This is a genomic window from Virgisporangium aurantiacum (assembly GCF_016863635.1).
Classification (GTDB): domain Bacteria; phylum Actinomycetota; class Actinomycetes; order Mycobacteriales; family Micromonosporaceae; genus Virgisporangium; species Virgisporangium aurantiacum.
This window is the reverse complement of record NZ_BOPG01000069.1, coordinates 45,199-64,506: the sequence shown is the minus strand read 5'-3', so window position 1 is coordinate 64,506 and position 19,308 is coordinate 45,199. Positions and strand designations below refer to the sequence as shown.

At 68.9% G+C, this 19,308-nt stretch carries 18 protein-coding genes and 1 pseudogene; 2 read left to right on the top strand and 17 right to left on the bottom strand.

Going from position 1 to position 19,308, the window contains the following annotated elements; all coding sequences use genetic code 11:
- Positions 1 to 21: 21 nt before the first annotated feature.
- The 12 genes and pseudogenes from nuoK to Vau01_RS46025 form a co-directional block, all read right to left on the bottom strand.
- Entirely contained in the window at positions 22 to 321 is a 300-nt protein-coding gene (gene nuoK / locus Vau01_RS46080) for an NADH-quinone oxidoreductase subunit NuoK (RefSeq protein ID WP_204006825.1), read from the bottom strand.
- Between the two features lie 121 nt (positions 322 to 442).
- Positions 443 to 1,219, bottom strand: a complete 777-nt coding sequence (locus Vau01_RS46075; RefSeq protein WP_373320412.1) for an NADH-quinone oxidoreductase subunit J — start codon at positions 1,217 to 1,219, stop codon at positions 443 to 445.
- Complete coding sequence (gene nuoI, locus Vau01_RS46070; protein WP_444546052.1) at positions 1,219 to 1,818, bottom strand: NADH-quinone oxidoreductase subunit NuoI; 600 nt, start codon at positions 1,816 to 1,818, stop codon at positions 1,219 to 1,221. The genes Vau01_RS46075 and nuoI overlap by 1 nt, the downstream gene beginning before the upstream one ends.
- A 2-nt stretch (positions 1,819 to 1,820) precedes the next feature.
- Positions 1,821 to 3,182, bottom strand: a complete 1,362-nt coding sequence (nuoH, locus tag Vau01_RS46065; protein WP_204006824.1) for an NADH-quinone oxidoreductase subunit NuoH — start codon at positions 3,180 to 3,182, stop codon at positions 1,821 to 1,823.
- The gene (locus tag Vau01_RS46060; protein ID WP_204006823.1) at positions 3,182 to 5,677 is read right to left on the bottom strand and encodes an NADH-quinone oxidoreductase subunit G; all 2,496 of its coding nucleotides are present in this window, start codon (positions 5,675 to 5,677) and stop codon (positions 3,182 to 3,184) included. The genes nuoH and Vau01_RS46060 overlap by 1 nt, the downstream gene beginning before the upstream one ends.
- A 3-nt stretch (positions 5,678 to 5,680) precedes the next feature.
- On the bottom strand, positions 5,681 to 7,000 hold the full coding sequence (nuoF, locus tag Vau01_RS46055) for an NADH-quinone oxidoreductase subunit NuoF (protein ID WP_204006822.1): 1,320 nt from the start codon (positions 6,998 to 7,000) through the stop codon (positions 5,681 to 5,683).
- Between the two features lie 5 nt (positions 7,001 to 7,005).
- Positions 7,006 to 7,683 (bottom strand): annotated as a pseudogene (gene nuoE / locus Vau01_RS46050) (NADH-quinone oxidoreductase subunit NuoE); the annotation flags it as partial.
- Positions 7,680 to 8,990: an NADH-quinone oxidoreductase subunit D gene (locus Vau01_RS46045; protein WP_204006818.1), complete on the bottom strand. Its 1,311-nt coding sequence runs from the start codon at positions 8,988 to 8,990 to the stop codon at positions 7,680 to 7,682. The pseudogene nuoE and the gene Vau01_RS46045, both read right to left, overlap by 4 nt.
- On the bottom strand, positions 8,987 to 9,730 hold the full coding sequence (locus tag Vau01_RS46040; RefSeq protein WP_239152388.1) for an NADH-quinone oxidoreductase subunit C: 744 nt from the start codon (positions 9,728 to 9,730) through the stop codon (positions 8,987 to 8,989). The genes Vau01_RS46045 and Vau01_RS46040 overlap by 4 nt, the downstream gene beginning before the upstream one ends.
- An 80-nt stretch (positions 9,731 to 9,810) precedes the next feature.
- Positions 9,811 to 10,485: a NuoB/complex I 20 kDa subunit family protein gene (locus Vau01_RS46035; protein WP_204006816.1), complete on the bottom strand. Its 675-nt coding sequence runs from the start codon at positions 10,483 to 10,485 to the stop codon at positions 9,811 to 9,813.
- A gap of 1 nt (position 10,486) precedes the next feature.
- Positions 10,487 to 10,852 carry an NADH-quinone oxidoreductase subunit A gene (locus Vau01_RS46030; protein WP_444546053.1) on the bottom strand — a complete coding sequence of 122 codons (366 nt, stop codon included), beginning with the start codon at positions 10,850 to 10,852 and terminating at the stop codon, positions 10,487 to 10,489.
- Between the two features lie 108 nt (positions 10,853 to 10,960).
- Positions 10,961 to 12,220, bottom strand: coding sequence for a geranylgeranyl reductase family protein (locus Vau01_RS46025; protein ID WP_204006812.1), 1,260 nt, complete (start codon positions 12,218 to 12,220; stop codon positions 10,961 to 10,963).
- A gap of 199 nt (positions 12,221 to 12,419) precedes the next feature.
- Between Vau01_RS46025 and Vau01_RS46020 the strand changes: the two genes are divergently transcribed.
- Entirely contained in the window at positions 12,420 to 13,316 is an 897-nt protein-coding gene (locus Vau01_RS46020; protein ID WP_204006810.1) for a type IV toxin-antitoxin system AbiEi family antitoxin domain-containing protein, read from the top strand.
- Positions 13,317 to 13,330: 14 nt separating this feature from the next.
- On the opposite strand, the gene Vau01_RS46015 is transcribed toward Vau01_RS46020, so the two are convergent.
- From Vau01_RS46015 to mqnC, 3 genes are all read right to left on the bottom strand, one after another.
- The gene (locus Vau01_RS46015; RefSeq protein WP_373320411.1) at positions 13,331 to 14,023 is read right to left on the bottom strand and encodes a demethylmenaquinone methyltransferase; all 693 of its coding nucleotides are present in this window, start codon (positions 14,021 to 14,023) and stop codon (positions 13,331 to 13,333) included.
- A gap of 74 nt (positions 14,024 to 14,097) precedes the next feature.
- On the bottom strand, positions 14,098 to 15,627 hold the full coding sequence (locus Vau01_RS46010; RefSeq protein ID WP_204006806.1) for a DUF11 domain-containing protein: 1,530 nt from the start codon (positions 15,625 to 15,627) through the stop codon (positions 14,098 to 14,100).
- 150 nt (positions 15,628 to 15,777) lie between these two features.
- Entirely contained in the window at positions 15,778 to 16,962 is a 1,185-nt protein-coding gene (gene mqnC, locus Vau01_RS46005) for a cyclic dehypoxanthinyl futalosine synthase (protein WP_204006804.1), read from the bottom strand.
- A 44-nt stretch (positions 16,963 to 17,006) separates the two neighbouring features.
- On the opposite strand from mqnC, the gene Vau01_RS46000 reads away from it, so the two are divergent.
- Positions 17,007 to 17,948, top strand: coding sequence for an aldo/keto reductase (locus Vau01_RS46000; RefSeq protein WP_204006857.1), 942 nt, complete (start codon positions 17,007 to 17,009; stop codon positions 17,946 to 17,948).
- On the opposite strand, the gene Vau01_RS45995 is transcribed toward Vau01_RS46000, so the two are convergent.
- Together Vau01_RS45995 and sigK are read right to left on the bottom strand one after the other, a co-directional pair.
- Entirely contained in the window at positions 17,932 to 18,681 is a 750-nt protein-coding gene (locus Vau01_RS45995; RefSeq protein WP_204006802.1) for an anti-sigma factor, read from the bottom strand. The genes Vau01_RS46000 and Vau01_RS45995 overlap by 17 nt on opposite strands.
- A 2-nt stretch (positions 18,682 to 18,683) precedes the next feature.
- Positions 18,684 to 19,253 (bottom strand): ECF RNA polymerase sigma factor SigK, encoded by a 570-nt coding sequence (gene sigK / locus Vau01_RS45990; protein WP_239152386.1) that lies wholly within the window; start codon positions 19,251 to 19,253, stop codon positions 18,684 to 18,686.
- Positions 19,254 to 19,308 lie beyond the last annotated feature (55 nt).

Genomic DNA, 19,308 nt, shown 5'->3' with positions numbered 1-19,308 from the left:
GTCTCCTCCACCGCGTCCCTCTCAGTACTTCAGCAGGTTGGCGTCGTCGACGCTGGCCGACCGGCGGGTCCGGAAGATCGACATGATGATCGCGAGCCCGACCACGACCTCGGCCGCCGCGACAACCATCACGAAGAACGCCATGACCTGGCCGTTCAGGTCGCCGTTGATGCGGCTGAACGTGATCAGCGACAGGTTCGCCGCGTTCAGCATCAGCTCGACGCACATGAACAACACGATGGCGTTGCGCCGGATCAACACTCCGACCGCCCCGATCGTGAACAGGATCGAGGACAGCACGATGTAGTAGGTGGGCGTCATTGCGCTGCGCCTTTCTTCGTTCGCGCGGTGAATCCGCTTCTCGTGCGGCCTTCACCCGCGCCACGCCGCGGCTTCGCCGGCCGCGTCGCGGGCTCCAGGCCGCGCGGCGGATTCCCCGCGCTCACTGCTCAGTCCCCTTCGGGGCGGACTCGGCGCTGGTCAGTTCCCGCACCGGCAGGATCCGCGAGATGCTGCGGTCGGCCGGGCTGCCGTCGGGCAGCACGGCGGGCGTCGCGACCGAGGTCGAGCTGGCGAACACGCCCGGGCCGGGCTTCGGCGCCGGGTAGCTACCGGGCGCGAACCGGGCCCGCATCCGCGCCGGCTGCGTCACCTTGTCTTCCTTGCGCTTCTCGACGTGCGCCAGGATCATCGCGCCGACGGCGGCGGTGATCAGCAGCGCCGACGTCACCTCGAACGCGAAGACGTACTTGGTGAACAGCAGCGCCGCGATGCCGGGGACGTTGCCGCCCTCGTTGGCCCGGTCGAGCCCGACGGCGTCGTTGGTGTCGCCGAGCGTGCGGAACAGGGCGGTGCCGACCAGCAGCGCGAAGCCGAGGCCGAGCAGAACCGCCGCCATCCGCTGCCCGCGCAGCGTCTCGATGAGCGAGTCGGACGCGTCGCGGCCCACGAGCATCAGCACGAACAGGAACAGCATCATGATCGCGCCGGTGTAGACGATGATCTGCACCATGCCGAGGAACGGCGCGGCCTGCATCACGTAGAACGCGCCGAGGCAGAGCATCACCACGACGAGAAACAGAGCCGAGTGGACGGCGTTGCGCGCCCACACCATGCCGATCGCGCACAGCACCGCGATCGGGGCCAGGATGAAGAACGTGGTGGCCTCGCCACCCTTCACGTCACCGGCGGCGAGGGCGGCGTCGGCCAGCGAGTGAATCACTTCCGGTCCTCCCCGTACTGCTGAGCCTGTGCGGTCTCGACGGGCGGCTCGGCGGCGTGACCGGGGTTGTGCTCGGCGCCGGCCGAGGTGCCCGGGTTCAGGAGACTGCCGAGGTAGTAATCCTTCTCGGTGTCGCCGAGGAACATGTCGTGCGGCGGATGCTCCATGCCCGGCATGAGCGGCGCGAGCAGTTGCTCCTTGGTGAAGATGAGATCCTTGCGGCTGTCGCGGGCCAGCTCGTACTCGTTGCTCATGGTCAGCGAACGGGTCGGGCAGGCCTCGATGCACAGGCCGCAGAAGATGCACCGCGCGTAGTTGATCTGGTAGACCGACGCGTACCGCTCACCGGGCGAGAAGCGCTGCTCGTCGGTGTTGTCGGCACCCTCGACGTAGATCGCGTCGGCCGGGCAGGCCCAGGCGCACAGTTCGCACCCGATGCACTTCTCCAGACCGTCCGGGTGCCGGTTGAGGATGTGCCGGCCGTGGTAGCGCGGTGCCGGCGGCTTGCGCTCCTCCGGGTACTCCTCGGTGACCACCTTCTTGAACATGTGCGAGAAGGTGACCCCGAACCCCTTGAGGGTTCCCCTGATGGCCACGGTCAGGACTCCTTACCCATCGAGACGGTCTCCCGCTCGGAATCACCGGTGGACGTGCGTCCGACCAGTACCCGCTCCGCCCGCGGACTGGGCGGCACCTCCAGGTCGAGCGGTGGCACCGGGAAGCCCACCGCGCCGCCGACCCGGCCCTTCTTGGCATCGATCCCGGCCACGCCGGGGGTCTCCTCCGCCGGCTTCTTCGACGGCCAGAACATCCAGATCACCAGCGCCGCGAGCACCGGTCCGCCGATCCAGAGGATCCGCTGCACGGTGCTGAGGTCGCGGTCCTGAACGGTGCGGACGCCGGCCAGCACGAGGATCCAGACCAGGTTGGCCGGGATGAGCACCTTCCAGCCGAACCGCATGAACTGGTCGTACCGCAGCCGGGGCAGCGTGCCCCGCAGCCACACGAACACGAACAGCAGCAGCAGAACCTTGATCGTGAACCACAGCAGTGGCCACCAGCCCTGGTTCGCACCGTCCCAGATGGACACCGGCCACGGCGCCTGCCAGCCGCCGAGGAACAGCGTGGTGCACAGCCCCGAGACGGTGACCATGTTGATGTACTCGGCGAGGAAGAACAGCGCGAACTTCAGCGACGAGTACTCGGTGTGGAAGCCACCGACGAGCTCGCTCTCGGCCTCGGGGAGGTCGAACGGCGCCCGGTTGGTCTCACCGACGGCGGAGACCGCGTAGATGACGAAGCTGGGCAGCAGCAGGATCGCGTACCAGCCCGGCAGGGTCACGTTGTCCCACATGAGGAAGTCGACCTGCTGGCCGTGCCGCTGCGCGTCGACGATCTGCGAGGTCGACATCGAGCCGGCGGTCATGAAGACGGCCACGATGGACAGGCCCATCGCCACCTCGTACGAGATCATCTGCGCGCTGGACCGCAGGCCGCCGAGCAGCGGGTACGTCGACCCGGACGCCCAGCCGCCGAGCACGATGCCGTAGATGCCCATCGACGAGCAGGCGAGCACCACGAGCACGCCGACCGGCAGGTCGGTGAGCTGCAGCGGCGTCTTCTCGCCGAACACCGACACCATCGGGCCGAACGGGATCACGGCGAACGCCGTGAACGCCGCGACCGTCGAGATCACCGGTGCGAAGAAGAACACCACCCGGTCGGCGCCCTTCGGGATGATGTCTTCTTTGAAGGCGAGCTTGAGCCCGTCGGCAAGGGACTGCAGAGCACCGAACCGGCCGCCGACCCGGTTGGGGCCGGGCCGCACCTGCATGCGGGCGACGACCTTGCGCTCGTACCAGATCGCGAACAGCGTCATCACGACGAGGAACACGAAGACCAGCAGCACCTTGGCGAGCACCAGCCACCAGGTGTCGTGGCCGAACTGTTCGAGTTCCATCAGGAGTGACCCCCCTGCGCGAGAATCGGTCCGCCCGTCGTTCCGGCGGTAATCCGCACGGCGTCACCGTGGTCGGCGCCGATCGTGCGTCGCACGGTCGATCCGGGCGAGTTGGTCGGCAACCACACCACTCCGGCCATCATGCCGTCGACGATCAGGGTCGGCAGCGTAATCGCACCGTCTCCGGTGGACACCCGCAGCGGGTCGCCGTCGACCACGCCGAGCCTGGCCGCGGTGGCCTTGCCGATGCGGGCCGCCGGCGGGCGGGCGGTTCCGGACAGGTGCTCGTCGCCGTCCTGCAGCGCACCGAGGTCGATGAGCTGGTGCCAGGTGGCCAGCCGGGCCTCCGTCGGACCGGGCTCGTCGAGCGACGCCGGTGCGACCGACGGTGCGGCGCTACGGGCCACCCGCGTCTCGCCGATCGCCGCGATCTGCCGCAGCACGCCGAGCACGTCCTGGCAGCCGAGCTGCTCGCCGAGCTCGCGCGCGATCGAGTCGAGCACCCGCGCGTCGGTCATCGCCGACGTGCGCAGCACCGCGTCGAACGCCCGGACCCGGCCCTCCCAGTTGAGGTACGAGCCCGACTTCTCGACCGCCGGCGCGACCGGCAGCACCACGTCGGCCCGACGGGCGACCGCCGACAGCCGCAGCTCCAGGCTCACCAGGAAGCCGACATTGTCGAGGGCCTCCTCGGCGAACTGCGGGTCACCCAGGTCGTGCGGGTCGACGCCGCCGACCACGAGGCCCTTGAGGTCACCGGAGTGCGCCGCGGCCAGGATCGCGTTGGTGTCGCGGCCGGGTGCGGCCGGCAGGTCGTCGAGGCCCCAGGACTTCGCGACCTCGGCGCGCGCCGCGGCGTCGGCGACGGGTCGACCGCCGGGCAGCAGGGTCGGCAGGCAACCGGCGTCGAGCGCGCCGCGGTCACCGGCCCGCCGCGGCACCCAGGCCAGCTTCGCGCCGGTCTCGGCGGCCATCCGCGCTGCGGCCGACAGTCCACCGTGGACGGTCGCGAGGCGCTCGCCGACGAACAGAATCGCGCCGGGCGCGCTCAACGCGGCCCGGACCACCGCGGCCTCGGTGAGCGCGGTGGCCTCCCCGCCGGGCACGGTCGGCAGGAGGACGCCGTTCAGCTTGCTGAGCCCACGCGTCGCGAACGGCGCGAGGGAGATGACCCGCAGGCCCTTGTTCACTGCCGCCTTACGCAGGCGCAGGAACAGGATCGGGCACTCCTCCTCGGGTTCGAGACCCACCAGCACCACGGCCGGCGCTGCCTCGATGTCGGAGTAGGTCACCGGGAACCGACCGGCCACAGTGGACCCGAGAAACTCGGTCTCCTCTGTGGACAGTGGACGGGCCCGGAAGTCGATGTCGTTGGTGCCGAGCACGGTGCGGGCGAACTTGTTGTACGTGTAGGCGTCCTCGACGGTGAGCCGGCCGCCGGCGAGCACGCCGACCCCGCCCTCGTCGCGGGCCTTGCGCAGGCCCTCGGCCGCCACGCTCAACGCCTCCGGCCAACTGGCCTTGCGGAGTTCGCCGCTGCGCCGGTCGCGCACCATCGGCTCGGTGATGCGGTCGAAGGCGGTGGCGTACTGGAACGCCCACCGGCCCTTGTCGCAGTTCCACTCCTCGTTCACCGCCGGGTCGTCACCGGCGAGCCGGCGCATGACCTTGCCGCGGCGGTGGTCGGACCGCTGTGCGCAGCCCGCCGAGCAGTGCTCACAGACGTTCGGCGACGACACCAGGTCGAACGGGCGGGCCCGGAACCGGTACTGGGCACCGGTGAGCGCGCCGACCGGGCAGATCTGGATCGTGTTGCCGGAGAAGTACGAGTTGAACGGCGCGTCGAGCTTGTCGGCGTCTTTCGCGCCTTCCATGCCGGTCTCGCCGATCACCTCGCTCGCATCGACGTCGATGCGGCCCGTGAAGACGCCGATCTGCTCGTTGGCCGAGCGCTCCATCAGGTCGATGAACCGGTCACCGGCGATCTCGTCGGAGAACCGGGTACAGCGCTGGCACAGCACGCACCGCTCGCGGTCGAGCAGCACCTGCGACGAGATCGGGATGGGCTTCGGGTACTCACGCTTGTGCTCGTGGAAGCGGCTCTCCGAGCGACCGTTGGAGAGCGCCTGGTTCTGCAGCGGGCACTCGCCGCCCTTGTCGCACATGGGGCAGTCGAGAGGGTGGTTGATCAGGAGAAACTCCATGATCCCCTCTTGCGCCTTGCGCGCGACCTGGCTGGTGAGTTGGGTCCTGACCACCATGCCGTCGGCGACCGTCTGCGTGCACGACGCAGACGGCTTGCGCTGCCCCTCGATGTCGACGAGGCACTGCCGGCAGGCGCCGGCCGGTGCGAGCAGCGGGTGGTCGCAGAACCGCGGAATGGCGATGCCGATCCGCTCCGCGACCCGGATGACCAGCTCGCCCTTTTCCGCCTCCACCTCGATGCCGTCGATCGTGAGCTTGACGGTGTCGGTGGGCTTCACTACGTCAGTCATCGTTCAGTGCGCTCCTGCCAGCTCGCCCTTTGCGAACATCGGCTCCTTGCGGCCTTCGATGTAGTCCAGGTAATCCTGTTCGAAGAACTTGATCGACGATGTCACCGGGCTGGTCGCGCCGTCGCCGAGTGCGCAGAACGACCGGCCGAGCAGGTTGTCGCAGGCGTCGAGCAGCGTTTCGAGGTCTTCCTTCTTACCCTCGCCGCTGAGGATGCGGGCCAGGATGCCCTTCATCCAGTAGTTGCCCTCGCGGCACGGGGTGCACTTGCCGCACGACTCGTGGTGGTAGAACTCGATCCACCGGTACGTGGCGTACACCGGGCAGTCCTGGTCGGAGAAGATCTGCACCGCCGCGGTGCCGAGCATCGTGCCGACGCCCATCATGCCCTCGAAGTCGAGCGGCGCGTCGAGGTGCTCGTCGGTCAGCAGCGGGGTACTCGATCCGCCCGGCGTCCAGAAGCGCAGGTTGTGACCGTCGAGCATGCCGCCGCACAGCTCGATGAGCTGCCGCAGCGTGATGCCGAGCGCGCACTCGTACTGGCCGGGCTGCTTCACCCGTCCGGAGACCGAGAAGATCTTCGGACCCGGCGACTTCTCGGTGCCCATGGTACGGAACCAACTGGCGCCGCCGAGCACGATGTAGGGCACGGTCGCGATCGTCTCGACGTTGTTGACGACCGTGGGGCTGGCGTAGAGCCCATGCGTCGCCGGGAACGGCGGACGCAGCCGGGGCTGGCCGCGGTAGCCCTCCAGCGAGTCGAGCAGCGCCGTCTCCTCGCCGCAGATGTAGGCGCCCGCTCCACTGTGGACAACCAGGTCGAGGTCGTACCCGGACTTGAGGATGTTCTGGCCCAGGTAGCCCTTCTCGTAGGCGCTGGCGACGGCCTGCTTGAGCCGCCGCGCCGCGTGGATCGCCTCGCCGCGGATGTAGATGACGGCGAAGTTCGCGCGGATCGCGTAGCTCGCGATGATGACGCCCTCGACGAGGGAGTGCGGGTCGTACATCATCAGCGGCAGGTCCTGGCAGGTGCCCGGCTCGCCCTCGTCGGCGTTGACCACGAGGTAGTGCGGCTTGCCGTCGTTCTGCGGGATGAAGCCCCACTTCATGCCGGTGGGGAAGCCCGCACCGCCGCGGCCGCGCAGGCCGGAGTCCTTGATGAGCTGGATCAGGTCATCGGGGTGCGCCTTGAACGCCTTGCGCAGCGCGGAGTAGCCGTCGAGGCGCTCGTAGGTGTCGAGCTTCCACGCGTCGGGGGAGAGCCAGCGCTTGGTGAGAACGGGCGCCAGCTTGGCGAGAGCTTCGCGGGACGGCTCCTGCGTCATGCCTTCTCCTCCCGCTTGGTGATCGGGGTCTCGGGGTCGAAACCGGGAACCGAGATGCCGAACCGCTCGGCCACCCGGTTGCCGGCGAGCGTCGCGGCGCCGGCCGGTCCGTCGCTCAGCGCCTCTTCGCGCTCGTCGGCGAACCCGGCCAGCTGGATCGCCATCTCCTTGAACGTGCACAGGCGGGCGCCCCGCGACGGCTGCGGCCGCTTGCCGTTCTGCAGATCCTTGACCAGGTCGAGGCTGCCCTCGGCGGTCATGTTGTCGAAGAACTCGTAGTTCACGGTGACGACCGGCGCGTAGTCGCAGGCGGCCAGGCACTCGGCGTGCTCGAACGTGATGTTCCCGGCGGTCTGGTTGTGGCCGACCCCCAGGTGCTCCTCGAGCGCCGCGTAGATCTTGTCGCCGCCCTGCACGCCGCACACCGTGTTGGTGCACACGCTCACCAGCCAGTCGCCGGTGGGCCGGCGCTTGTACATGGTGTAGAACGTCGCGACCGCACCGACCTCGGCCTTGGTGATGCCGAGAACCTCGGCGCAGAACGCGACGCCCTGCGGGGTCACGTAACCGTCCTCGGACTGCACCAGGTGCAGCAGCGGGAGAAGAGCCGAGCGCGAGCGTCCCACCGGGTAGCGGTCGATGATCTGTTGCGCGCGCTCACGCGTCTCTGCCGAAAACGTCATCGGTCACATCCGCCCATCACGGGGTCGAGCGAAGCGCCACCCGCGATGACGTCGGCCAGCAGGCCGCCCTCCGCCATCGCCGGGATGCACTGGAGATTGACGAAACTGGGTTCGCGGTAATGGACCCGGTACGGCCGGGTGCCGCCGTCGGACACCGCGTGCACACCGAGTTCGCCGCGCGGCGCTTCGATGGCCACGTACACCTGGCCGGCCGGTACCCGGAAGCCCTCGGTGACGAGCTTGAAGTGGTGGATCAGGGCCTCCATCGACTGGCCCATGATGTGCGCGACGTGCTCCAGCGAGTTGCCGAGGCCGTCGCTGCCGATCGCGAGCTGTGCGGGCCAGGCGATCTTCTTGTCGGCCACCATGATGGGACCCGGTTCGAGCCGGTCGAGTGCCTGCTCGACGATGCGCAGGCTCTGCCGCATCTCGTTGATCCGCACCTGGTACCGGCCCCAGACGTCGGCGTCGGTGCTCGTGGGCACGTCGAAGTCGTACGTCTCGTAGCCGCTGTACGGCATCGTCTTGCGCAGGTCCCACGGCAGTCCGGCCGAGCGGAGCACCGGCCCGGTGATGCCGAGCGCGAGGCAACCGGCGACGTCGAGGACCGCGACGCCCTGCGTGCGCTCCTGCCAGATCACGTTGCCCGACAACAGGTCCTCGTACGTGTCGATCCGGTCGGGCATGAACTTCAGAAAATCGCGGATGCGCGCGATCGTCTCGTCGTTGAGGTCCTGCGCGAGACCGCCCGGTCGGATGTACGCGTGGTTCATGCGCAGGCCGGAGGCGAGTTCGAAGATGTCGAGGATGTACTCCCGCTCGCGGAAGCCGTAGATCATCATCGACAGCGCGCCGAGTTCCATACCGGTGGTGGCGAGCCACACCAGGTGCGAGGAGATCCGGTTGAGCTCCATCATCAGGACCCGGATCGTGTTGGCCCGCTGGGTGATCTGGTCTTCGATGCCGAGCAGCTTCTCCACCGCGAGGCAGTAGCCGGTCTCGTTGAACATCGGGGCCAGGTAGTCCATGCGGGTCACGAACGTGGTGCCCTGGGTCCAGTTGCGGTACTCGAGGTTCTTCTCGATACCGGTGTGCAGGTACCCGATCACCAGGCGGGCATCGGTGACCGTCTCACCCTCGAGTTCCAGCACCAGCCGGAGCACGCCGTGCGTCGACGGGTGCTGCGGACCCATGTTGACGACGATGCGTTCCTCGGCACCTGCCTCTTCGACGATGGTGTCCCAGTCGCCACCGGTGACCGTGAATACCTTGCCCTCGGTGGTCTTCCGTTCCTTCGCGTAGGTCACTGGTAGCTCCTCCGCTGGTCGGGCGGCGGGATCTCGGCGCCCTTGTACTCCACCGGCACGCCGCCGAGCGGGTAGTCCTTCCGCTGCGGGAAGCCCTCCCAGTCGTCGGGCATGAGGATCCGGGTCAGGTTCGGGTGACCCTCGAAGATGATCCCGAACATGTCCCAGGTCTCCCGCTCCTGCCAGTCGGCCGTCGGATAGACCTGGGTGACGCTCGGCAGCCGCGGGTCCTCGGCCGGGATCGCGCACTCCAACCGGATCCGGCGCCGGTACGTCATCGACGCCAGGTGATAGGTGATGTGCAGCCGCTTCTCGTCGTGGCCGAGGTAGTCCACACCGGACACCGACGAGCACAGCTCGAAGCGCAGCGACGGATCGTCGCGCAGCGCCTTGCACACGTCGGCGATCGCCGACGGTTCAATGTGGAGGGTCAGCTCGCCGCGGTCGACCACGACCCGCTCGACGGCATCGCCCGCACCCGCGTAGGCGTCGGCGAGCGCGTCGACGACCTCGTCGAAGTAGCCGCCGTACGGGCGCGGCGTGTCGGGCAGCGTCGAACGCCGACGCACCAGGCCGCCGAAGCCCGACGTGTCGCCGGTGCCGTGCACACCGAACAGGCCGCGACCGGCCTCAGTGGACGGTGGGAAGTCGGCCGGTGCACCGGTCTGCGCACCGATCGGTGCGGCCGCCACGGGAACGCCGGACGGCGGAACGTCGCTCGGGTTCGCGGGGTTGGTCACCTCAGGCTGCGCGTCCCCTTGCTCTTTCACCGCCCCCGGAGCCGGCACCGACGCATCAGGGCCGGGCATCTGCGGCGCCGTCACTTCTTACCTCCCTTGCGGGCTGCCTCAAGCAGCTCCGCGCGCTCGGTCATCCACTTCTCGATCCGGAGCTGCTCCTCGCGACCCTGCGCGGCCGCGCGGGTCCACTCTTCCTTGAGCTTCGGGTTGAAGCGGTAGCTCGACGGCATCGCGCCCGGCGCGACGATCGGCGCCTCCTTCTCGGCGAGTGCCTTGCGGCGACGGTCACCGAGCGGCTCGTGCATGATCTTGTCGTGCAGGCGCAGGATCGCGTCGATCAGCATCTCCGGACGCGGCGGGCAGCCCGGCAGGTACATATCGACCGGGACGATGTGGTCGACGCCCTGGACGATCGCGTAGTTGTTGAACATGCCGCCGCTCGACGCGCAGACGCCCATCGACAGCACCCACTTGGGCTCGGGCATCTGGTCGTAGATCTGCCGCAGCACCGGAGCCATCTTCTGGCTCACGCGTCCCGCCACGATCATCAGGTCGGCCTGGCGGGGGCTGGCCCGGAAGACCTCCATGCCGAACCGCGCCAGGTCGTAGCGGGCCGCGCCGGTGGCCATCATCTCGATCGCGCAGCAGGCCAGGCCGAACGTGGCCGGCCAGAAACTGGACTTGCGGGTCCAGTTCACGAGCTTCTCGACGGTGGTCAGCAGAATTCCGGAGGGAAGTTTCTCTTCAATACCCATGTCAGTCCCAGTCCAGCCCGCCGCGCCGCCACACGTAGGCGTACGCGATGAACACGGTGAGGATGAAAAGCACCATCTCCACGAACCCGAAGAGGCCGAGCGCGTCGAAGGAGACGGCCCACGGGTACAGGAAGATGATCTCGATGTCGAAGATGATGAAGAGCATCGCGGTCAGGTAGAACTTGACCGGGAACCGCCCGCCACCCACCGGTTGCGGCGTGGGCTCGATTCCGCATTCGTACGCGTCGAGCTTCACGCGGTTGTAGCGACGCGGGCCGACGAACGGCGCAATGCCCACCGAGAACAGCGCGAACCCCGCAGCGAGCGCGAAGAGCCCGATGATGGGTATGTACGGCGAGAGCGACACCGCCTGCTCCATCCATTTGTCCTACCGGCTTTACGATTTACACACTATGCGCTGTTGTTGGCGCCCGCTGAGCTATCGGCGCTGGCTGCGTCGTTGCGGGTCGTCACTTCAGGCAGCAGGAACCACTTTGGTCATCGCGTTGATGACCCGGTCCATGGCATCGCCGCCGCGCGGTTCGGTGAGGTTCGCCAACAACTTCAGGACGAACTTCATGAGGACGGGGTGAGGCACCCCGTGATGGGTCACGAGCCGCATCAGGCGCGGCTTTCCGATGATCTTGACGAACTGGTTTCCGAGCCGGTAGTACCCGCCGTAGCGGGCCTTGAGCTCGGTTCCGTAGGCGGCGAAGGCACGCTCCCGTTCCGGGCCTTCCGGCCGGTCGAGCGCCTGCACCACGATCTCGGCCGCGAGTTCCGCCGATTCCATGGCATAGGCGATGCCCTCACCGTTGAACGGGTTCACCATGCCGGCGCTGTCGCCGACCAGCAGAACCCCGCGGGTGTAATGCGGCACCCGGTTGAAGCCCATCGGCAGGGCGGCACCCTGCGCCTCCCCGTCGGCGTTCGCCGGGTCGCTCGCGCCCCACTCGGCCGGGGTCGCGGCCAACCACTCCGCCAACATCCGCCGGTAGTTGGTCTTACCGAACGCCACGCTGCTGTTGAGCACGCCGAGGCCCACGTTGATGCGGCCGTCGCCGAGTCCGAAAATCCAGCCGTACCCGGGGAGCAGCTTCTCGCCGCCCTCCTTGCTCCGCAACTCGAGCCACGACTCCAGGTACTCGTCGTCATGGCGCGCCGGCGAATGGAAGTACTGGCGCACCGCCACCCCGATGGGGCGGTCGTCGCGCTTGTTGAGGCCCATCGCCAGCGCGAGGCGGGCGCTGACGCCGTCACAGGCGAGGGTGACGGTGGCCCGGAAGTCGAGCGGCTCGCCGTTCACGGTGGCCTTCACGCCGACGACGCGGCCGTCGTCGTCGAGAATCGGGCCGGTGACGGTGTGACCGGTCTTGAGGATCGCGCCCGCCTCGGTCGCCTTGTCGGCGAGCAGCTGGTCGAAGTCGAGCCGGGTGCGGGTGAGGCCGTAACCCGGGAAGGCGGCCAGGTCGGGCCAGTCGAGTTCCAGTCGGACGCCGCCGCCGATGACCCGCAGTCCCTTGTTGGGCAGCCAGCCCTTGGCCGGATCGGTGTCGATGCCCATCTTGATGATCTGCTTCACTGCCCGTGGCGTCAGCCCGTCGCCGCAGACCTTTTCCCGCGGAAACTGCGACTTTTCCAGGACCAGTACCCGCAGGCCGTGCCGGGCCAGGTGGTACGCCGCCGTGGACCCGGCCGGTCCAGCGCCGACGACGATGACATCCGCATCCGTCATCGTTGCACCTCCTCCCGATGCTCGTGAAAGTCTTCACAAGCATCCAGTGGTGCAGTCTAGAACTGGTGCCGTTGGCACGATTTTCTTAGGGGACACTAACTTCCAGCGAACGGGCAGCTCGCCCGGTTTTCCACAGGTTATCCACAGCCCGGTCGCTCGGGTTGGACCGCATTCTTCCGATCCGCGATCGTGGTTCGCCGTGAAGGACCAGCGCCTACGCCGCGCCGCCGCCCGCCACCTCGGCCTCTTCACCCGCGCCGACGCGATGCGCTGCGGCTTCAGCGAGTACCAGGTACGCCGCCGCCTCGGATCCGGCGAGTGGCAACGGGTGTACGGCAAGGTGTTCGCCTTCCAGGGACGCCAGGTCACCCCGCTGATCATGGCCGCCGCGGCACAACTGACCGTTCCGGGATCGGTCGTTGCCGGGCCGTCCGCGGCACTCTGGTACGGCCTGCCCGCCGACGGCACGATCCGCTGGTTGTGGACCGGGCCGCGGGGCCGCGCGTCCGTGCCGGGCGTCCGGATCCTTCGTGACCCGCTGGCGAAGGCCGACATCTGCCGCGCCGACGGCATCCCGATCACCTCAACCGACCGCACCGTCTTCGACTGCCTCCGCCTCCTCCCCGAAGACGCCGCCATGCAAGTGATGGACCGCGCAATCCAACAGGGCTGGACCAACCACGGCGAAATGGTCCGGCGACTCCACGACCATGCCGGCCGGCGCGGCGCGCCCCGCCTGGTGCGGCTGATCCGGGCGGCGGGCGCCGGAGCGCACTCGGCGGCCGAACGGAGGGCGGCTGCATTGCTGCGATCGGCCGGCATCACCGGCTGGGCGGCGAATGTGGAGATCCGCGACCGCGCCGGCCTGATCGGTTACGGCGACCTGGTCTTCGCCGCTGCCCGGCTGGTCGTCGAGCTGGACGGTTGGGCATTCCACAGTGACGCGGTCCGCTTCCAACGCGACCGCACCCGGCAGAACCGCCTCGTCGCGGCGGGGTGGACGGTCCTCCGGTTCACCTGGGCCGACCTCCACGACCGGCCGGAAGGGGTGATCGCGACAATCCGGGCCGCCCTCTGCCGCTCGGGCCACCCATGATCGCGGCAGAGGGGTTACGGCTTTGTCGCGCGGTGGAGGGCGACCACGCCGCCGGTCAGGTTGCGCCAGGCGACCTTGGCCCAGCCGGCCTGCTGGATCACGCCGGCCAGGGCCTCCTGGTCGGGCCAGGCGGGGATCGACTCGGCCAGGTACACGTACGCGTCGGGGTTGCTGGCGACCCGCCGCGCCACGACGGGGAGCGTGCGGAGCACAATGCCCAGGTACACCAGCCGGAACGGCGGGAGCACCGGGTGGCTGAACTCGCACACGACGAGGCGGCCGCCGGGCCTGGTCACCCGGGCCATTTCGCGGAGCGCGGCGGCCGGATCGACGATGTTCCGGAGGCCGAACGAGATGGTGACCGCGTCGAACGAGTCGTCGGCGAACGGCAGGGCCAGCGCGTCGGCCGCCACCAGGGGCACCGACGGGCGGGCGCGTCGGCCGGCGCGGAGCATCCCGACGGAGAAGTCGGCGCCGATCGCGGTGGCGCCGGAGCGGGCCAGTTCCTGTGTGGACACGCCGGTTCCGGCGGCCAGGTCGAGCACGCGTTCACCGGATTTCAGGTCGAGCGCCTCGCGCGTGCACCGCCGCCACATCCGGTCCTGGCCGAGCGCCAGGACGGTGTTGGTGCGGTCGTACTTCTCCGCCACACCGTCGAACATCGCCGCGACCTCGTGCGGCTCCTTCTCCAAAGACGCCCTACCCACGAGGAACACCCTATGCGCACGGACGGCCGGCACACCCACAGGTGCACCGGCCGCCGGCTATATGCGGTAAAGATTCAGGCGTCGCGCGAGGGCGTCACCAGTTCGACGCGGCGTCGCCGCGCGAGGAAGAACAGCAGCGCGCCGGCCAGCAGCACGGCCACACCGGTACCGGCGATCACCGACACCTTGGCGCCGGTGATCGGCAGCCCGTTGTCGATCGTGATGACGATCGCCGCGTCGTTGTTGGCCGGGTTCCTGTCGAACAGCGGGCCCTCGATGTGCGCCTTGCCGTCCTTCGCGACCGACGTGGAAGCGATCTTGAAGGAGAACTGCCCCGCGCTCTTCTCGCCCGCCGAGAGCAGCCCCTCGCACTTGCCGACCTTGCCCGCGGTGACGAACACGCAGTTGGTCGGCATGTCGACCAGTTCGGTGCCGGTGGGCGCGGTGACCGTCAGCGTCGTGTCCGGCGACGACGCGTCGCCGTGGTTCTCGACCGTCACCGTGATCTTGACAACAGCGCCGACCGCGCCGCTGGCCGAGGTCGCGGTGACCGCCAGGTCGGCCCCGTTGGCGGCGACGTGCGCGGAGAAGAAGGCCCCGTTGTCGCTCGGGTCGGCGTCGTCGCCACCATCGACGGCCGATCGCTGCTGGGCCGTCATCGTGGAGAGCTTGAGGCCCTTCGACGCCGCGAGCGAAACAGCCTCCTCGGGCGGCGGGGGCGCATCCTTCAGGATGCCCAGGGCGCCACCGTCGGCGATGCCGCCGGTCAGCGCGGCCGGGCCGGGCGCGTCCTTGGCGACCCGCACGGTGAAGGCGCTACCGAAGACGAAATTCCTGGGGATCGCCACCCCGGCCGCCTTGCAGGAGGCCACGGTCCTCGGCGCGTTGAAGGTACAGAACTCGGTGGTTTTGCTTTCGCCGGCCCACGATGCGTCCTCGCGGACGAACGTGACGTACGGCGGCAGCGACACCTGCCACACCGGATCGAGCGCGGTCGCGTCGCCGGTGTTGGAGAACTGGGCGACGAACGGCGCCTCGTCACCGGGCTTGACCGGGTTCGGCTCGCCGCTCTGCGCGGCCCAGATGTCCTGGACGGCGACGTTGAGGTCGTACGCCCACGGCTTGACCGTCAGCGGAACGTCGACCTTCTTGTTGTTTCCGGGATTGGGGTCCGGGGTGTCGGACGTGACCTCGACGCTGAACGATCCCGCGGCACCGGACTCGCCGCTGTTGAGTTTTCTCACCGAGATGATGTCGAACGGGGAGAAGCCGGTGTTGGTCTCGCCGGGAGTCAGGCTGCCGACGCTGCACAGGAAGATGCCGCCGTCGGGGTCGCTGCAGCCCGCCGGGGTCCGCGCCTCGACCTTGTCGGTGTCGACCTTGCTGATGTCGACCTTCACCACGATGTTGTCGGCCGTGTCCGGGCCCTTGTTGGCGAGCTGGACGAACACCGGCTTGCCGACGGCTTCGACCACCGTGTTGCCGACGACCCGGAACTCGACATCGGCACCCGCCGGTTCCGCGAACGCGGGCGGGGCGGCGAGCAGTACGGCGGCGGCAACAGCACCGGTGACCACGAGGGATCGGTTGCGTAGCAAGCCCATGACTCCCCCGAGGGAAGAGAGTTGGAAGGACCGCGGCAACTTATCGAAGTCTTAACCCCCGACGCCACCCTACAATCAGCGCCAATTCGGGCGAAGCGATGACGAGGCAGTAACGATTCTGTCCACTTGAGACAGTGGGTGAAAGCAAAACTACCGCGCGTCTACCAAGGGCAGCTGACGACCGGCTCCACCACCGGGAAGAGCGATCGACGAGAAGTGGGAAACCACACGCTCGTCGGTCGGATCGTCGTCGGGCGTCCAGTGCACGGCCAGCCGGTTGTAGAGGGTGTCGCGCTGGGCCGGAATCCGGTCGGCCGACCGGATCAGCGAGATGAGCTCGTGCAGGTTCGACCGGTGTTTGGCGCCCGCCGAGGAGATCACGTTCTCTTCGAGCATGATCGATCCGAGGTCGTCGACGCCCATGTGCAGCGACAACTGGCCGACGTCCTTGCCCGTGGTGAGCCACGACGACTGCAGGTGCGGAACGGTCTCGAAGAACAGCCGCGCCACCGCGATCAGGCGCAGGTACTCCAGGGCGGTCGCCTGCGTGCGTCCCTTCAAATGGTTGTTCTCGGGCTGGTAGGTCCACGGAATGAACGACCGGAACCCGCCGGTGCGATCCTGCACGTCGCGGATCATCCGGAGGTGCTCGATGCGCTCGGCCGCGGTCTCTCCCGTCCCCATCATCATGGTCGCGGTGGATTCGACGCCGAGGCCGTGCGCGACCTCCATGACCTCCAGCCACCGCTCGCCCGACTCCTTCAGCGGAGCGATGGCCTTGCGCGGCCGCAACGGCAGCATCTCGGCGCCGGCGCCGGCGATCGAGTCGAGCCCGGCGGCCTTGATGCGCCGCACGGCCTCCTCGATCGAAACGGACGACACCTTGGACATATGCAGAATCTCACTCGGGCCGATCGAGTGGATCACGAGCTGCGGATAGGCCTGCTTCACCGAGGAGAACAGATCTTCGTAGTACTCGACCCCGTAGTCGGGGTGGTGGCCGCCCTGCAGCATCACCTGCGTGGCACCCAGTTCGACCGCCTCGCCGCACCGGCGCAGGATCTCCTCCATCGGGTGCGACCAGCCCTCGGAGTGCTTCGGCGCGCGATAGAACGCGCAGAACTTGCAGGCCGTCACGCAGACGTTCGTGTAGTTGATGTTGCGGTCGATCAGGTATGTGACCACATTGTCCGGATACCGGCGGCGACGCACCGCGTCGGCCGCTTCACCCAGCGGATGCAGGGGTGCGTCCGTGTAGAGAAGGAGGGCCTCGTCGTGAGTGATCCGCCCACCGTCGGCGGCCCGCTGCAGGATGTCGCTGATCACCTGGGTCACGGTTCGAGCGTAACGCCCGGCATAGGATCATGGCCGTGACCGACATCGCTTACCGCCGTCTCGGGTCGTCCGGCCTGGTTGTCTCCACGATCGGCATCGGCTGCAACAACTTCGGCCGCCGCATCGACGACGAGCGCGCCACCGATGTCGTCCATACCGCCCTCGACCTGGGCATCAACCTCTTCGACACGGCCGACATCTACGGCGACCAGGCGCACAACTCGGAAGAGGTGCTGGGCGCCGCCCTCGGCAAGCGCCGCGACGACGCCGTGATCGCCACGAAGTTCGGCGGCGACGTGCACGGCACCAACGGCCGCGACCTCGGCGCCCGGGGCGCCCGCCGGTACATCCGCACGGCCGTGGAGACGTCCCTCAAGCGGCTCGGCACCGACCGCATCGACCTCTACCAGCTCCATTTCCCCGACGCGGGCACGCCGGTCGAGGAGACCATGGCCGCCCTCGACGACCTGGTCCGGGCCGGCAAGGTGCTGTACATCGGGCACTCGAACTTCGCCGGGCACCAGATCGCCGACGCCGCCTGGATCGCCCGCACCGCCAACCTCACCCCGTTCGTCAGCGCGCAGAACCGGTACAGCCTGATCAACCGCGAGGTCGAGAGCGACGTGCTGCCCGCGTGCGAGAAGTTCGGCCTCGGCCTGCTGCCGTACTTCCCGCTGGAGAGCGGCCTGCTCACCGGCAAGTACCGGCGCGGCGAGCAGGCGCCGGCCGGCACCCGCCTGGCCGGCGACGGCTTCAACCGCTGGCTGGCCGACGCGCCGTGGGACACCATCGAGCGGCTCGAGCGGTACGCCGCCGACAACGGCGTGTCGATGCTCGCGGTGGCGATCGGCGGCCTGCTCGCGCAGCCCGCCGTGGCCAGCGTCATCGCGGGGGCCACCAGCGGGGAACAGGTCCGCGCGAACGCCGCGGCCGCCGTCTGGCGTCCGGACGATCCAAAGATCTTGGACGTTACGCCAGCGCGATGAGCGCCACCGGGTCGGTGGTGGGTTTCTTGGAGCCGCCCCTGGGCTCGACCGTGACGCCGAAGAGTTCGGCGTCGCCGACCGGCATCACCTGCATGGTGGATGTGCCGCCCGGAGGCGTCTGGCCGACCGGCCGGGCCACCACCTTCGGCTCGCCCGCCGGGATCATCCACAGCTGGTAGATCTTCCCGGCGCCCACGTTGGGCATGCCGCCCATCGCCGCGACCGCGGCGTTCATCGACCGGGAGACCGTCACGGTGACCGTGCCACCGCCGGTGGCCGCGGTGGTGTACTGCTTCGCGTCCGGCGCGGCCAGCACCTGCCCGACCCTGGCCAGTTGCGCCTCGGCGGCCGCGGTCGCGCGGCGCGCGTCGTCGACGTTGCGGTTCGCGACCGTCCACGTGCCGGCGCCGATGCCGACCGCGATCACCCCGGCCGCGACGGACGCCGCGGCGAAGCGGCGCCAGCGCTGGGCCGACGCGGCCGGCCCCCCGCGCGCGGCGCGACCCGGCGGAGCCTGCGGCGTGCGGGCCACGGCCTGCAACACCGACGCCCGCAGCCCCGGCGGCGGCTCGACCGCCACCGAGTCGGACAGCCGCCCGACGGTCTCCCGCAACTCGAGCACTTCCAGCGAGCAGGACGAGCACTCGCGCAGGTGCCGTTCGAACGCGGCCCGCTCGATGTCGTCGACCGCGTCGAGGGCATAGGCGCCGGACAACGAATGAATGTCACTCATGGTCACGCCGTCACCCCCAAGCAATCCCTCAATCTAATCAACCCGTCGCGCATCCGCGTCTTGATCGTCGGCAGCGGAGTGTTCAGCAGCTCCGACACCTCGCGATACGTGTACCCCCGGTAGTACGCGAGCAGCACGGCCTCGCGTTGCAGCTCGGTGAGGCCGGCGATGCAGCGGCGCACCTGCTGGCGCTCGATCCGCGTGGTGGCCTGCTCGACCACGTCGTCGTACGCGACCTCCACCGTCGCTGCCTTCCGCAACCGGTCGGAGGCGGCCTGCTCGCTGCGCACCCGGTCGACGGCGCGCCGGTGGGCGATCGTGAGCATCCACGACACCGCCGAGCCCTTGGCCTGGTCGAACCGGGTCGCGCCGCGCCACACCTCCACCATCGCCTCCTGCGCCACCTCCTCGGCCATCGCCGGGTCGCGCACGACCCGCAGTACCAGGCCGTACAGGCGGGCGGAGACCAGGTCGTACAGGGTGGCGAACGCGGCCTCGTCGCCGCGGGCGACCCGGTTCAGCAGTTCGTTGGGGTCGGATGCCGGCTCAGGAACCGGCTCGCTCCGGTACACACGGCCTCGGGACAGCGGGGGCATGCCCTCTGTTCGAGGCTCACCGTCCGACGGA